This is a genomic window from Desulfosporosinus nitroreducens (assembly GCF_023897015.1).
GTDB classification, from domain to species: domain Bacteria; phylum Bacillota; class Desulfitobacteriia; order Desulfitobacteriales; family Desulfitobacteriaceae; genus Desulfosporosinus; species Desulfosporosinus nitroreducens.
The window spans coordinates 1-13,388 of the sequence record NZ_JAMHFY010000029.1; the positions used below are offsets into that span (position 1 = coordinate 1).

Here is a 13,388-nt window from a genome sequence, read left to right on the forward strand (position 1 = left end):
CCGTTCGACTTGCATGTGTTAGGCACGCCGCCAGCGTTCGTCCTGAGCCAGGATCAAACTCTCCAAAAAAAGTTATTTCACTTCAATGAAGAAGATGATTCGCTCATGATTTATTTTGAAACTCTTTCGAATTTCTCTCATTGGCTGTCCTTGTTGTTTAGTTTTCAAAGATCAGAATCATTTTCTTTGGCTGTTTAGGCCGGAATTGTATCTTAGCATTTTCAACTTGCGTTGTCAATAACTAATTTACTAAATGTTTTTTGATTGAAGAGCTAAAGGTTTAACACCTTACTGTCAATCGCAGTGCGTCTTTGTGGCGCTCAGTTATAATAGCATTATAGCAATATGATGTCAACTAGTATTTCACCGTTTAAAAATTTTATGCTTGCTTTAGGAGATTTATTTTAAGTAATATATCTTAGCCACATCATTACAATATGTATTTTTAAACCGGAGTGTTACAAATATCTACGGAAGATTATAATAATCCATCGACTTCGTAGTATATCAAGCACTAGACAACTACTCAAACGCATTGATTTCTTCCAACGTCGATGCCACATGGCTCCCAAGCATTGCCCAGTGAAATATGCTCCCGCTAACATAAGATACGTCGTTAATTCCCATCCAAGTCCCATCCGTATACGAAGAAACATAATAACTGGAACTGGTAAATGAATGGATAAAAACCACTGAAATGAAAATTTATTAACACTTTCTCTCCAATAGCCAAATGGGATATTTAATAATATCACCGTTGTTAGAATCATACTCAAGCCATCCTCAGCCTCCTTCTATAATAGAAGACGTATACGCACAAATCTTTTCTCAAATTATGTTTACGAAACACATTCTTACAATATACATTATGGGATGATTCTTATGAGAGGAGTGTGCTACAGAATGTCCATTCGTCCAATTATACTAATTATTTGTAAGCCCTGGATTTTGGCTGGCATCATAATCCTGCTCATTCTATTTATTGGGGCTGGCTCATTAAAATTAACATCGGCATTTTCTTCAAGCCTAAAAGACAAGGTTATTGTCATTGATCCAGGACATGGAGGCGCTGACCCTGGGGCACAAAATTCAGGGCTCAAGGAAAAAGAGATAAATTTAGATATCTCTTTACGCCTAGGAAAGGTCCTAGAGTCCAAAGGATGTAAAGTTATTCTAACCCGCGAAGTAGATAGGGATTTTTTCCTGCCAGGGTTTGTCAAAGGGCGCATGGCTAAACGAGCAGAGTTAAACACTAGAATTAAAATCGCCACCGAAAACAATGCTGATCTCTTTATTAGCGTTCACGCCAACAGCTTTCCCCAACGTAATTCTTACGGGATGGAAACCTATTACCACCTAAAATCAGCAGCTGGAAAAGCACTGGCAGAAATTATCCATGAAAAACTTACACAGGTTCAACCTGATAATAAGCGTATAGCCAAAGCAGGGGATTATTACATAATTAATCAGGCCGAAATGCCCTCTGTCATAGTAGAAGTAGGATTCATTTCAAACCCCCGAGAAAGAAAACTATTACTATCAGAGGATTACCGCAACTTAGTGGCCGATGCCATAGGTGCCGGAGTTGAACATTACTTCCAAGCATTTCCTCAAGGGGTACAAGAAAATTCACCAACTGCCGGACAAGAAGGACCTCCCACTATAAGCGAAAATACCTATAAACTCTACTTTTCAAATGAAAACCTGGATAGTCTTGTGCCTGAAGATCGTCAAATAAACCAATCGGTCTGGACAAAACTTAACCTTTCGCAAAAAGCAAGCCTTGTCATGAGCGAACTCATTCAAGGCCCTCGGTCGAGTAAACTAACACCTACCATAGCTCCAACCACTAAATTACTTTCCGTGACTACTCAAAATGGCCTAGCCACTATCGACTTTAGCAAGGATATCCGAGATGATTTTCCTGGTGGGGCTTCAGGAGAAGACATGGCTATTAAATCAATCATTTGGTCAATGACGCAAATTCCTGGGATTACCAGTGTCCGTATTCTCGTTAATGGTGAATTTGGAGACTCCATTGGTGGACACATCCTCTTAGATCGGACATTTAGCACTGAACTTGGTGTTTAAAGCGGTTGCATGTGAAATTTAATTTCATAACGATCGCTTAACCAATTTGCTTTCCATTCATCTAGTAACAATACCGCATAATTTTCATCTTTATCGATCACTACCGTACTCATACTTGATTCAGTAAGAAGCTTAATGGTCTTTTCGTCCTTTTCAACCCACCGTACGATTTCAAAGGGAAGGTGTTGAATACTGACATGTACTCCATATTCCTCACGTAATCTGTACTCTAAAACCTCAAACTGCAATTGACCGACAACACCAATGATAGGAGCCTCAACACCTACATGGAGATCACGAAAAACGTGGATAGCTCCCTCTTCTTGAAGTTCCTGAATTCCTTTAATGAATTGTTTGCGCTTTAAGGCATTCGCAATATTGATGCGGGCAAAGTTTTCAGGACTAAAAAATGGCATGGCTTCAAATTGTAATCCATCCTTTTCGGTAAGCACATCCCCAATTCTCAAAAGTCCGCTGTCGTGCACTCCAATAATATCGCCAGCAAACGCTTCATCGAGAATCGTTCGTTCCTGGGCGAACAATTGTTGAGGCTGTGCCAGTCGGAGACGACGATGAGAACGCGTGTGAATAACATTCATACCCCGTTCATAGCGGCCTGTACAAATACGGATGAAGGCAATTCGGTCTCTATGCTGGGCATTCATATTTGCTTGAATTTTGAAGATATATCCTGAAAAGCTTGGAGTTTCAGGATCCAGATCTCCAATATTTGTGCTTCTTGCTTGAGGTGCAGGGGCTAGTTCTAGGAAATATTGCAAGAAGTTTGGCACACCAAAGTTATTGAGTGCGCTTCCAAAAAATACTGGCGTCACTTCCCCACGATCCACTCGTTCCTGCGAGAAGGTATTTCCGGCCAAGTCTAGAAGATCAATTTCTTCCTTCAGCTGGTTAACTAGGATGTCCCCGATGCCTTCCTGTACCAATGGATCACTGAGCGCACCTGAAACAGGCGGTTTTCCACTGGATCTTGCGCTTCCTTCTATAAAGCGTTCAACCTGCCCAGTCTGACGGTCATAGATCCCCTTAAAATCTTGACCCATACCAATTGGCCAATTCATGGCATAGGATTCAACCCCCAGTACCTTTTCCACTTCATCCATCAGATCTAAAGGATCCTTAGCATTGCGATCAAACTTATTAATAAAGGTAAAAATTGGTATACCTCGTTTTCGACAGACTTGAAAGAGCTTCTTGGTCTGAGTTTCAACCCCTTTGGCTGCGTCAATCAGCATTACGGCGCTATCGGCTGCTGTCAGCGTTCGATAGGTATCTTCACTGAAATCTTGGTGCCCGGGAGTGTCGAGAATGTTAATGACGTATCCTTGATACTTAAATTGAAGGGCACTAGACGTAATGGAAATCCCCCGCTGCCGCTCAAGATCCATCCAGTCCGAAGTAGCATATCGTTCCGCTTTTCTGGCTTTGACCGAGCCTGCTTCGCGAATCGCCCCTCCAAAAAGGAGCAACTTTTCAGTTAAGGTTGTTTTCCCTGCATCTGGATGAGAAATAATCGCAAAGGTTTTACGGGAAGAAATTTCTGATTTTAAATCCGTTTGGTTCAATGTTTTTAACTCCTTAACTCAACTTTGTCATACATTCTATTCTAATTTTTAAATAGTTTTCAATAGTATAAGTGTTAATTATACACGATATTATGTACATCCTCAATTACTTCCTTATCGTTGTATTGCTGATCTGTGAAATCCTGTGAAATTGTCTTCGTAAAGATGGCGGCAGCCATAGTTGCACTTATACTTTCAGAAAGTACAAAAAATGCCCACCCATAGTTTTAGAAGCATATTCTAACACTTAGGTGGGCTCTAGAAATATTCAAAGCAATTGGTGAAAAACCACTTTAGAGAAAGTCATAAACAGATAGTAGAGTTCCTAGATTAGTGAACGCTTTCTAATAACCGGGCATGCTCAGAAAGCCATTTTTCTGCTGCATAATCTAAAGATAGAGTTCTAATAGTTTCCCAATCGATATCCCTTGTACTTAACACACGTAAGTCATATTCCTTAGAATACTGCCAGCATTCTTTACAGACGATCATCTCAACCCCCGGAAACTCATCTGATTGCAAGTAGGTCAGCATTGAGGCTTCCTCACTTCCGCAACGAATGCAACCAACGCGCTTAGCTGTCCATTCATGCCCGCATATGGAACAGTGTACGAATCGATTCCCATTTGGGGGAGATAGAACCGATACACCTGCCAACTCACCACAGATGGGGCACGTCATACTATGAGTGGATGCTTTTGAACTATTTTCCACTTCGACTATTTTGTTTCGATACAGTTGCGCAACGCCACAAAGGGCAATCTGTAAACGGCTTAACAGCTCATTGTTCTTCACAGGTTTAAGTGCCATGAATTTGTTCCACGCATCCCGTAACATTGATTCTGAAACTAATATATTGCTGACTTTATTCAACCTTTGACAAAGTTCCAGAACCGCCTTTTCTGGCAACTCCTTAATAGGATAGTAGGGAGGTACCTTGGCTGGACTCAACCTATTGATCCAAAACGAACCTCGCTCATCCTGCCAACGTTTAACTTCCTCCTTAAGGAGGCGATAGGTTTGAAAGGCGTTGTCCATCATAATTACTCCAATCATTTCAATTTATGCTTCTAGCTGTATATGAGGCGATCTCTCTCCTCATACATTCTTCTGCTCATTCATTGACTGTTCTTTCTTTAATCGTTCATACCATTCACGGTGATGAGCACGTGCAAACTTAGTCGATACATAACCGTTGATCATGCCAGACATAGCCGCTCTCGAGTCTGGGTGTAAAAGTCCTAAATAGATATGCCCAATGGCAGCAGCAGTCATAATAAACATAGAGAGATCGTGAACTGGATAAGCCCAACGTACCAGAGCAGGGGGGAACGAGGAGGCAAACCACATCACAACGCCGCTAAGAGTAATGAAAATAGTGCCAAAAATTGTGATCAACGAGTTAATTTTCTCTCCCCCGTTATATTTCTCTTGTTCTGGATAGTTGCCATGTCCACCGAAGAATTCTTTAGGAAAGGCACAGACGTGTTGCCAATCTGATTTTTTAAAACTAAAGACAAATTTTAGCCATCTCCAGTGATATCTCGGATTTCCAACAAAGAACATCAACCCCACTACGACAACAAAAAAGATTGCAGCAATACGATGAATCAACTGAGCAACCTGGATCCCTCCAAAAATGGCCATTGCCGGTTGAAATGAGGTGCTGAGAACTCCTAGCCCAGTAAAGAGCAAAACAAAGAAGGAAATAGCATGAACCCAATGACTAAGGCGTTCTCCAGCACTAAAGCGCAAAACCTTGTCTTCAACAATTCTCTTGGGCATTTGATTTCTTGTTTCCATCTTAAGTGCCATTAGTCTTTCCCTCCTTCTTTATTATCAGAATTACTGTAATTACCCCTAAACAGATTTGCAAAGACCCCAAGAACAACAGCCGCAGCCGCACCACCCACGGCCACAGTGCCAACTGGCCTGATCACATCTTTCCAGAGAGTCAGAGAGAGCGGAACCGTAGGATTAACTGGGAGATCGTATACTTCTGGGCTATCCAATAACAAATAGAGATACGTCGTTCCACCCATTTCCTTTTCTCCATAGAGCTGGGCCTTGGGATGAGTCTTTTGAACCTCAGCAAGACGCTTCTTCGCTTGTGTCAGCATTGCGTCACGTTCACCAAAACTTAACGCACCCGGTTGACATGTATTGACACAAGCTGGCAGTAGATTATTCTCTACCCGATCAATACATCCAGTACATTTGTATGATTTCTTCTTGACTTGATCAACCTTTGGAACCCCGAATGGACAGTTTTCAACACAATACCCACAACCAATGCACTTCTCTTGATCGATCACAACGTACCCAGACTCAGTCTTAGTAATTGCATTCGAAGAACAAGCCTTCATGCAAGCAGGATCAGCACAGTGAAAACATTGCGCCTTGCGCATAAACCAATTCATTTTTTGATCTTCATATTTCTCGACGAAGGTCATATACGTCCAAGTCTTCGTGGTAAAAGCATTCTGAGTCTGATAGCTCGTCAGCAATTGAGTTTTCTCCGCTGAAAGCTCATTCCACTCCTTGCAGGCCACTGAGCAAGCTTTACATCCCGTACACAATGAAGTGTCAATTAAAACCGTTTTCCTCGCCATCAATTTGCCCTCCTTATATCGACTAGGCAAACTTTATACTCTGGAGTACCGGCTCCAGGATCCAAGGCAGCAATGGTTATTTCATTAGTACTCGGTCCGGGGCTTAAGCTTGCAAAGCCCCAGCTCCAGGGCATACCGATGGTTTCAGTGTCTTTTCCGTTGACTTTGTAGGACTGCAGTCGATCCGTTACTAAAGCTCTTACTGTGATTTTGCCGCGAGCAGAAGAAACCTCGACCATATCCCCTTCAACAACCTTAATCTTTGCCGCTAGGTTTTTACTGATCTCTGCAAAGGGCTCCGGCATAATTTCATTCAGCCACGGAATATTACGCGTAATTCCCCCGGCACAGAAATGCTCGACCACGCCATAAGTAGTAAGAACATGTGGGAACTGATCTGACTTGCCGATCTTAGTTGATACAACCAAGGCACATGGACTGATTGAAACCTCGGGATGCAAGATATTTGTCGTTGGGCTTTCCGTCGGTTCGTAGAATTCTGGAAGCGGTCCATCAACACATATCCCTGCCGGACGAATTCCGATGGCTGGAAGTCCATCAGCGGGAGCCTCCGCAGGCAATCCACTCATGTAAGTAGCGGCAAATAGGCGACCTACTCCCTCAGGATTCATACGAAAACTTAGCTTTCCTTCAGGCGTATCCGGTCCCTTGGTCTTATCGACAAGGTCCCCGCCATCATTTCCAGCCCAAACCCTTGCTGCCGCATCCCACCAAATTAGTTTGCGTTTAGCGTCAACCGGTTGACCTAATTCATCGCAGGAAGCACGGTTATATAGAATACGAACATTTCCAGGCCAAGCAAAGCTCCAGTCTTTAAACAATCCCAGTCCTGAGGGGTCGGCATTGTTGCGACGTGCCGCCAAGTTCCCGTTCCCCGTAACACCTGCATATATCCAACATCCTGTAGAAGCTGTACCAATCGGTGCTTTAAGATAATCCCCTATAGTCGGAAGTAGCTTACCAGTGGTTTCGTCATACCCACTTAGCTCCTGAAGTACTTTCAAAGCGCTTGTATGCTCACCATAGTCCCAACGGGCCTTTAAGATCGGGGCATCCTTAACATCTGTGCTCCCCGCATATAATTTGCGAATTTTCTTAAAGAGGTGATCCAGCATATCGAGGTCCGGTAACGATTCCCCGAGTGGCTCAAGCGCAGCGTCTTTCCACTGAATCCAGCGCGAGGAATTTGACATACTGCCTGCCTTTTCATAGACGAAGGCTGCAGGGAACATGATGACTTCTGTCTTAATATCTGCGGGATTCACCCCTGGCTCACGCCAAAACTGGGCAGTTTCAATCTCGAAAAGGTCTGATACGACTAACATATCAAGTTTGGTTAAAGCTGATCGTACCAGTTGCCGATCCGGAATAGAAACCAGAGAGTTAGATCCGACGTTAAAGAGAATCTTAAACTGCTCTTTATTCATCATTTCAAAGAGTTTTACCATCGTCGCATTCACAGCGGGATTGGTCTTCGGTAAGTAGCTGAATCCGTAGTCATTATCTTTAGTGGCGTTTTCACCAAACCATGCTTTAAGTTGAGCAACGATATGTTTTTCAAAAAACGACCCATTGCGCACGAGATAATCACGTAAAGTCTTATCCGTATTGATTGGGTGTGGTAAATAGCCCGGCAAGTTACTGACAAGGTTGGCCATATCTGTTGAACCTTGGACATTTGGTTCTCCACGCAGAGCATTAATGCCGCCCCCAGCTTTTCCGATGTTACCCAATAATAATTGAATGATTGCATAGGCACGAATTCCTTGAACTCCTGTGGTATGTTGAGTCATTCCCAGTGCATAAAGGATACTTGCCGGTTTCCCCTTACAGAAGACGTCCGCGATTTCCTTAATTTTTTCTGCAGGGATGCCTGAGATTTTTTCAGCTGTATCAAACGTATATCTAGAATAGTGAGCTTTGAGCTTCGAAAACACGCTATCAGGGTCCTCAATACTTTCAGCTTTCAGAGGCTTTTTATCTGGCCCAAGTTGGTAACCCCAGCTTGCTGTGCCATATTTCCTCGTTTTGGCATCATAACCTGAGAAGAGGCCAGCTTCTAATTTGTAATCTGTACTGACCTTAAGAAGAGCGTTAGTATAATTTAAAACATATTTCTGATCGTACAATTTTTGTTCAATAATATAATTAATAATAGCGCCTAGATAAGCTATATCCGTTCCCGGACGGATTTGTGCAAAGATGTCTGCCTTAGAGGCTGTACGCGTAAATCGTGGATCGACAACAATTATTTTTGCGCCGTTCTCTTTTGCCCGATTAATCCACTTCATAGCAATCGGATGGTTTTCTGCACAGTTACTTCCGGCAATTAAAAAAACCTCGGCATTTTTTAAATCAGACCAGGAATTTGTCATCGCACCGCGACCAAATGAAGGTGACAAACTTGCCACCGTGGGAGCGTGTCATATCCGGGCCTGGTGTTCATTGTAAGGAGTTCCAATTAACTGGCAAAATTTCTTAATAAGATACGACTCTTCATTGTCCACTTCAGCAGAACCAAGGAAGGCGATTCCTTCTACACGGTTCACTGTAAGGCTTTCTGGCAGTCCGGTTTTCGCATTGACAATCTGATCGGCGGCTTTCCAACTGGCATCCCTGACTTCTTTTGTCTTCTTCGCTACGATGTCCAGTGCCTCTTCCCAAGAAATATCTTCCCACTTATCAGCCCCAGGAGCGCGACGCCTTGGTTTTGTCACCCGATCCGGTGAATTAGCAACACTTAGTAAACTTGCTGCCTTTGGGCAAAGAGTCCCCTCATTGGTTGGATGATCTGGATCACCCTCTAAGTGAATTAGCTTGCCCTCTTTCACATACAGTAGCATTCCACACCCACCGGAACAGAAGTGGCAGATGCTCGGAATCTTTTTGGTTCCTTCCAGTTTCAACGCGTACCCTTTTGCCTCCGCAACGGCAGGATCAAATCCCAAGCCCGCAGCTAAAGCGGCGATGGTAAGCCCTGAAAGTTTAAAGAAACCACGACGAGAAACATCCATCTCTTTTCCTCCCTTAAAATGTTCATATTGTCTGCTTATGACCATAATTAAATAATTAAGATAATGAAGAATGTTCTGATATTTCAATACCTTCTTAGCTTATCTTCCTTTGTGCTTATAGTCATCATTATGTAAATAAAGAAATAATTCTGTAAATAAAGAATAGTCTATCTGGCGTCTCGGATTGCGAACAGGTAACCGCAAGCTTTCCCTCAGTTAAACCTATGCTTTTAGAAAGAATACAACACACTTATACCGTTAACCAAGCAATAAAAATTCCCCCTAATTATTTAGGGGGAAAGCAATTGACATCAATGAATTTTTTCAATATCTTTTAGGCTTAGATTAAGCTCCGGATGATACAGTTTTACAGGTCTGCCTACTGTTCCGTATTTTAAATCAGTTGTCAAAGCTCCATATTGTTCAAGAAAATCAAGATATCTTCGAACCGTTACCCTAGTTAGATTTACTCCTTCAGCAACATTTTCAGCAGAAACCGGGTCCTTTGTTTCGCTCAAAAAAGAAACAATTTGCTTAAGAGTGAGTTGATTTAATCCCTTCGGCAAGCCCTGTTGATCAATATAGAAATTTTGCTTGTGAGTCTCATCTAAGATAATTTCTGGTTCTTCCGTATGATTAGTAACCAAAGTAATCTTTTCTACTTGTGAGTCTTTTTTCATGGAGACTTTACTCATTTCATCGGCTATATCGCCTAGTCGTTCAACCATCTGATTGAACGCAACCGCCAGTTCGCCAATCTCTTTAGGACCAGAAACAGCGACTTTTTCAGTCAAGTGTCCAGTCGCCACATCACGAGTTCCGAGCGTGATTTCATGTATTGGACGGATAACAACTCTTTGAATAAAAAACCAAGTTAATAAAACAACGATCACCGTCAAGCCTAAGCCAAACGATGCAACCCGGATTAATGAATTAACAATAAATGCTTGGGTGTAACTTCTAGAAATCCCAACATAAAAAATCCCAACAATATCCCCATTACTGTCACGGATAGGCTCATAGGCTGTTTGATAAAGCTGTCCGACGACATTCGCTTCACCTAGGTAAATCTGTCCATCTTTCAAGACAGTTTGGGCAACTATATCCGACACCTTTGTTCCGACCGCTCTTTCACCATTTACGCTTCTTACTGTTGTAGCAACTCTGGTATCACCTAGAAACAGTGTCACGGTATCACCCGTCAGCTCTGCTAAATGATCGACAAGTTCAGTGCTGTAAGAGATTTGAATTTCTCCTTTAAAAAGCATACCATCTTTTACATGCCAAGGGCCTGGCGTACTATATTCAATAATATCCATGCACGTTGCCAGATCCGTTTTGGCTTTAACAATTGCTGCATCAACTGCACCATGCTTTAAATGCCACCCTAAAACGAAGACTAGACTTGTCGCTAAGACAACTAAGGAACCAAGCATTAGCAAAAGAATCTGATGTTTAAGTGAACGCAATAGCACTCCTCCCTCGGAGATAAATCTTCTTTAGTAATTCGTTGTCAAACTATTAAAAACCTTTCTTCTATTATACTATTTATTTATATTCCAAAAATGGAAGGAATTTTCCTTCTTAATGTTGAATTTGTTAAAAAACAAGTGAGGAATTAGGAGGGTAATTATGTCCTTATTTCGGGTTCTCTATGAAATTCTAAGTCAAAACGGTTGGGAATTTGATTTTGACAACAAGAATGGAATCATCAAACTTGAGATTAGCGGCATAAATACTGATTTTCACGCATTCCTTTTTGTTGATGAAGAACAAGAATCATTACTCTGCAATACTCATATTGATCAAAAAATCCCCCCCTCTAAACGCCTCGAAGTTTGTGATTACATGAGTCGCGTTAACTACGAACTGGTCAATGGTAACTTTGAAATGGATATGGATAACGGGGAGATAAGGTACCGTACATTCCTTGATCTGGCTGACGCTCGCCCTTCGCAAGACCAAGTACTAAACATTGTTTGGAACGGAGTCCTTGGATTTGACACATATTACCCTGGGCTAATGAAGCTCGTCTATGGTGATTACAGCGCAGAGGAGGCAGCCGCCTTTTGCTCTGATGAAACATAAAAGGAGTGGTACAAAAATACCGCTCCTTTTATTTGCATTTATTAATTCAACTAATTGATGTAACTTTGATTATAGAAAACGCAGACTATTCTGCCATGGGAATAATGTATATAAGAATCATTATATAATGCACGATGCTGCCAGCACCAATAAACAAATGAAATATTTCATGAAATCCAAAGCGCTTCGGAAAGAAATCACAGATCTTAGTTGCATATATAATGGCACCAACGGTATAGGTAAGTCCTCCTAATGCCATGAGAATAATTGCACCCATTGGTAAATTCTTGATAAGTTGCAAGAATGGAACCAACGCAATCCAACCTAAAGATAAATAGAAAGCAGAAGATACATATCGAGGTGCATGGATAAACCAAATTTTTAATAGCATTCCTATGAAGGCCAAGCCCCAAACAACACTTAGCATTGCCCAACGCCATGCCCCTTCCAGTCCATAGTAAAAAACCGGTGTATAGGAGCCTGCAATTAATAAATATATCGCTATATGATCTACCTTTTTTAAAAGAAGTTCTTTTTGAGGAGTTGTTCGAACCCAATGATAAAGCGAACTGGCACCGTAAAGCAAAATCATACTAACTCCATAAACCGTCATTGTTATAAGCTTAGAGATATTATTCTTACTTAGGATAATTAGGAATACTAGTCCTACAATTGCAGCCACAAACAAAACAAAATGAGTCCAAGTGTTTACCGGTTCCTTCATCTTCAAAACCATTTTGTATCCTCCCAACTATCCAAGTACTACTAAATACAGTCTAATTCTAAACCTTATAATCTAAAAAATCAACTAGAATCAAACTTGGGCCAAACAATTCTGAAAAGGAAAGGTCTCTATATTGTAGAAATAATTACCTGAGTAAGAAAACGGCATAAACACATAATAAGAATGTTCCAGTACACAAACATAAATTTAAAGGAGGGTACCTATCATGGCAGGAGAAAGAAACACTAATACACCCGCAACTAAAGGTGCTTCACAACAATTGGATCAGTTTAAGTATGAAGTAGCAAATGAAATGGGCCTTCAATTAGGTGGCGACCGCACAAGCCGTGAAAACGGTTCGGTTGGTGGTCAAATGACCAAACGCATGATTCAGTTTGCAGAAGAACACCTTAAAGGTGGAACCAAAATCTAACTTCCAATGTTAGTTACTGCTAAGAAGGATATCGAAAGATATCCTTCTTACTATTTTGTTTAAAAACAACAAAAATTAAAAGGAGCTTTGAGCTCCTATTTAATGGTTCCGTCTGTTTCTTCAAGGTGTTTTTTCTTCGAAGCTAAATGGGCTTTCACATCTTTAATTTGGTGGGCACTTAACTCTTCAGCATTTTCCAGTAAAAACTCTTCATTTTTATGAATGTTCCGAAGCGTTAATTCAATCTTTTTTAAATCCTCATTTTTTGTCTTATTGCCATCATTTCTTGGCATTGTCATCACCTCATAAATAGTTTATCCAAAGATAATTTATTAATCCGAGTTCGCTTCTTGAAAGGCTTCTCGAAGGATTTTATCTATTCTTTGGGATCACTTGATAGTTAGTGGATGATGTAATCCAGAATGACAAGTGAGCTCATATGGGTAATTAGAATTAAAAAAATCTGTATCTTCTATTAAAATAATAAAAGATACAGCAACCAGTGTCTTAAGCTAAATTTTACTTGTAATTTGAGGCTCAGTCTTCAACGGAATATCCAGCATCTACTACAGCCTTAACAAGATTCGCACGTTCTGCATTTCCAGTTATGACAGCTTCTTTGCTCGAGAGATCGACTTTGACACTTTCAACGCCGCTTACCCCTTCCAGTGCTTTTTCAGCTCTCATTTTACAATGGTTACAGGTCATACCCTCAATTTTCAGGACGGTTTGGCTCATTTTTTCACCTCCTAGTTCAGAAGTCATAGATCACAGGCCAGAAGCCAAATGACAGTTAACTTCCGCAAAGATATAAGCATAGAT

Annotated in this window: 13 protein-coding genes and 1 rRNA gene; 3 read left to right on the top strand and 11 right to left on the bottom strand. The window is 41.4% G+C overall.

Going from position 1 to position 13,388, the window contains the following annotated elements; all coding sequences use genetic code 11:
- Both M8E35_RS21930 and M8E35_RS21935 read right to left on the bottom strand, forming a co-directional pair.
- Positions 1-69 (bottom strand): 16S ribosomal RNA (locus tag M8E35_RS21930); the annotation flags it as partial.
- Positions 70-458: 389 nt separating this feature from the next.
- Positions 459-770, bottom strand: coding sequence for a hypothetical protein (locus tag M8E35_RS21935; RefSeq protein ID WP_309446497.1), 312 nt, complete (start codon positions 768-770; stop codon positions 459-461).
- A 133-nt stretch (positions 771-903) separates the two neighbouring features.
- Between M8E35_RS21935 and M8E35_RS21940 the strand changes: the two genes are divergently transcribed.
- On the top strand, positions 904-2,091 hold the full coding sequence (locus tag M8E35_RS21940) for an N-acetylmuramoyl-L-alanine amidase (RefSeq protein WP_252472513.1): 1,188 nt from the start codon (positions 904-906) through the stop codon (positions 2,089-2,091).
- On the opposite strand, the gene M8E35_RS21945 is transcribed toward M8E35_RS21940, so the two are convergent.
- The 6 genes from M8E35_RS21945 to M8E35_RS21970 form a co-directional block, all read right to left on the bottom strand.
- Positions 2,088-3,674, bottom strand: a complete 1,587-nt coding sequence (locus M8E35_RS21945) for a peptide chain release factor 3 (RefSeq protein ID WP_252472515.1) — start codon at positions 3,672-3,674, stop codon at positions 2,088-2,090. The two genes, M8E35_RS21940 and M8E35_RS21945, sit on opposite strands and share 4 nt — an antisense overlap.
- 330 nt (positions 3,675-4,004) lie before the next feature.
- Positions 4,005-4,730, bottom strand: a complete 726-nt coding sequence (locus tag M8E35_RS21950; RefSeq protein ID WP_252472516.1) for a formate dehydrogenase accessory protein FdhE domain-containing protein — start codon at positions 4,728-4,730, stop codon at positions 4,005-4,007.
- Positions 4,731-4,772: 42 nt separating this feature from the next.
- Positions 4,773-5,489 (bottom strand): formate dehydrogenase subunit gamma, encoded by a 717-nt coding sequence (locus M8E35_RS21955; protein WP_252472518.1) that lies wholly within the window; start codon positions 5,487-5,489, stop codon positions 4,773-4,775.
- Positions 5,489-6,286 (bottom strand): 4Fe-4S dicluster domain-containing protein, encoded by a 798-nt coding sequence (locus M8E35_RS21960; RefSeq protein WP_252472520.1) that lies wholly within the window; start codon positions 6,284-6,286, stop codon positions 5,489-5,491. Before M8E35_RS21960 ends, M8E35_RS21955 begins: the two co-directional genes overlap by 1 nt.
- Positions 6,286-9,321 carry a formate dehydrogenase-N subunit alpha gene (gene fdnG, locus M8E35_RS21965; RefSeq protein WP_252472522.1) on the bottom strand — a complete coding sequence of 1,012 codons (3,036 nt, stop codon included), beginning with the start codon at positions 9,319-9,321 and terminating at the stop codon, positions 6,286-6,288. The genes M8E35_RS21960 and fdnG overlap by 1 nt, the downstream gene beginning before the upstream one ends.
- A gap of 311 nt (positions 9,322-9,632) precedes the next feature.
- Positions 9,633-10,790 carry a cache domain-containing protein gene (locus M8E35_RS21970; RefSeq protein ID WP_252472524.1) on the bottom strand — a complete coding sequence of 386 codons (1,158 nt, stop codon included), beginning with the start codon at positions 10,788-10,790 and terminating at the stop codon, positions 9,633-9,635.
- A gap of 163 nt (positions 10,791-10,953) precedes the next feature.
- Between M8E35_RS21970 and M8E35_RS21975 the strand changes: the two genes are divergently transcribed.
- On the top strand, positions 10,954-11,409 hold the full coding sequence (locus M8E35_RS21975) for a YbjN domain-containing protein (RefSeq protein WP_252472526.1): 456 nt from the start codon (positions 10,954-10,956) through the stop codon (positions 11,407-11,409).
- A gap of 85 nt (positions 11,410-11,494) precedes the next feature.
- Here the strand turns inward: M8E35_RS21975 and trhA are convergent, their stop codons facing one another.
- Positions 11,495-12,145, bottom strand: coding sequence for a PAQR family membrane homeostasis protein TrhA (gene trhA / locus M8E35_RS21980; protein WP_252472528.1), 651 nt, complete (start codon positions 12,143-12,145; stop codon positions 11,495-11,497).
- A 214-nt stretch (positions 12,146-12,359) separates the two neighbouring features.
- Here trhA and M8E35_RS21985 point away from each other — a divergent pair, with 214 nt between their 5' ends.
- Positions 12,360-12,566, top strand: a complete 207-nt coding sequence (locus M8E35_RS21985; protein ID WP_073032711.1) for an alpha/beta-type small acid-soluble spore protein — start codon at positions 12,360-12,362, stop codon at positions 12,564-12,566.
- Positions 12,567-12,661: 95 nt separating this feature from the next.
- Here M8E35_RS21985 and M8E35_RS21990 read toward each other — a convergent pair whose 3' ends face one another.
- Together M8E35_RS21990 and M8E35_RS21995 are read right to left on the bottom strand one after the other, a co-directional pair.
- The gene (locus M8E35_RS21990; RefSeq protein WP_073032712.1) at positions 12,662-12,859 is read right to left on the bottom strand and encodes a hypothetical protein; all 198 of its coding nucleotides are present in this window, start codon (positions 12,857-12,859) and stop codon (positions 12,662-12,664) included.
- A 244-nt stretch (positions 12,860-13,103) separates the two neighbouring features.
- The gene (locus tag M8E35_RS21995; protein WP_252472529.1) at positions 13,104-13,304 is read right to left on the bottom strand and encodes a CopZ family metallochaperone; all 201 of its coding nucleotides are present in this window, start codon (positions 13,302-13,304) and stop codon (positions 13,104-13,106) included.
- Positions 13,305-13,388: the final 84 nt, after the last annotated feature.